Annotated in this window: 2 protein-coding genes; one reads left to right on the top strand and one right to left on the bottom strand. The window is 71.8% G+C overall.

Annotated features, from left to right (window positions below):
* The first annotated feature begins 219 nt into the window (after window positions 1-219).
* Window positions 220-501, top strand: a complete 282-nt coding sequence (locus AOK24_RS43180) for a chorismate mutase (RefSeq protein WP_055725304.1) — start codon at window positions 220-222, stop codon at window positions 499-501.
* Between the two features lie 603 nt (window positions 502-1,104).
* Here AOK24_RS43180 and AOK24_RS43175 read toward each other — a convergent pair.
* On the bottom strand, window positions 1,105-1,883 hold a 779-nt coding region (locus AOK24_RS43175), incomplete at its 5' end, for a hypothetical protein (protein ID WP_055725303.1).

Below are 1,883 nucleotides of genomic sequence, written 5' to 3'. Positions count from 1 at the left end.
GGGGGCGGGTGGGGAGGGAGGCCGTGGCATACTGACCGCATGCTCACGCCCACGACGTTCTTTACCTATGGCACCCGGCCCGCCGGCTGCCATGGTCGTGCTTGCGCGTAGAGCCGAGCGACTTCCCAGGCGCCCCGGGCCGACAAGGCCCGGGGCGCCTGTCGTTTCTCCTCCGGGGCTTGACCGTCCGGGGCCCACCGAATCCCAAGGAGCCCCCGCATGACCTCCCTCGACCTCACCGGCGCGAAGACCTCCGACGCCGCCGACGTGATCACCGGCGCCCGCGAGCGCATCGACGCCCTCGACGACCGCATCATCGGCCTCATCCAGGAGCGCGCCGCCGTCTCCGCCGTCATCCAGGACGCGCGCATCACCTCCGGCGGGCGGCGCGTGAACCTCTCCCGCGAGATGGAGGTCATCGGCCACTACAGCGCGGCGCTGGGCAAGCCGGGTACGACGCTGGCGATGACGTTGCTGGAGCTGTGCCGGGGCCGGATCTGAGCCACCGGCCGCGCCTCGCAGATGAGTTCGGGCCCTCCCTCACCCGTACGGCGCGTGACCGACCCCCGGCGTCCGTCGTTGGTACCGGTGTCCGTGCCAGCCAGGCGCGGGCCCGGAAGAACCACGCGTGGCTCGTCGGAGCGATGAGACGTACGGATCGTGCCGTGCGTCGTGGGACCTCGCTCCAGCGAGATGACCGGACGGCAGGGGACAGCGGCCCGGTCATCCCAGAGAAACGGTCGGCCCCGGGGACGCTCGGGGCCGACCGGCGGAAACTGCAAAAATCTATGAGGTCCGGGTCAAACGGTTGCGGCGACCGCGTTCATCCAGCACGATGCGTACAGCTTCACGTCCCCCCACGAAACCCCGCCCGCCGTGCACGGCGCGGCGGAGACGCCGGAACGCCCACTGCCAGAGGTCCAGACCACTGGCGTACGGCAGGGGACGGGCCGGCCCACGCACCATCCACAGCGGCGCACCCCCCGGCGCCGTTCCCGGGAGGCACCGGCGCTGCCCTGACGCCGGTGCTGACGAAAGAAGGGCCCCGCGGCTCCGTCCCGCGGGGCCCTTCGCTCTTGCCTGCCGCTCCAAGGCCGGATGCGGTCAGATGCGGGAGACCGTTCCGCACGGCTCCTCGACGCCCGGCGTCCCCGTGTCCATCCCCTTGCTGCGGTCGTACGGGTCCGACTCAGGACCCGAGGGCGACGGTCCGGACGAGCGGTCGCCGACGAACTCCGGGTGGAACCAGCCGTCGTACACGTCGCACGTGGAGTTGCCGCTCTCCATCTGGTTCTGGGAGAGGAAGACCGTCCCCGGGGTCACCACGTAGCGCGCGGGGTCGGAGAGCTTGACCTCCAGGAGGCGGCGGACGACCGTACGGGTCGCCTCGGCGTCACCGTCACCGGCGGGCGTGCTCGCGCGGACCACGGGATAGACGAAGGTGTAGTCGGCGCGGACGACGACCGAACCGTTCTTGTCCCCGGTGAAGGTCATCCGCCCGCGCGTCTTCACGACGTTCCCGGCGATCCTGACCTCGGCGGGGTCGAACCGGCTGAACAGCAGCAGCGGGTCGTCCTCCTTGTCCGGCTTGCGCAGGGCCGCGCCGAACAGCTTGTGGACGTCCTTCTGGAGCGGGTCGATCAGCTTCGGAGCCGCGTCCGGGCGCCCGCCCCGCAGCGTCGCCGGGTCGAGGTTGGTGTCGATCAGGAGGGTCCGTGTCTTCGCCAGTGCGTCCTGGACCTGCGCTTTCGTGAACCCCTTCACCGCTGTCGCGGGCGGCGTGACGATGCCGGCGGCGCCGTCGGCCCACTGGAGTGCCGGGGAGCCCGCGAAGGGGCGGGCCTGCGTGGGGGCGTCCGGGTCGACGGCTCCGGGGGCGGCGC

It is taken from the genome of Streptomyces niveiscabiei, from assembly GCF_001419795.1.
In the GTDB taxonomy this organism is placed as follows: Bacteria; Actinomycetota; Actinomycetes; order Streptomycetales; family Streptomycetaceae; genus Streptomyces; species Streptomyces niveiscabiei.
The sequence above is the reverse complement of the archived record's forward strand: the minus strand, read 5'-3'. Positions and strand labels throughout refer to the sequence as shown.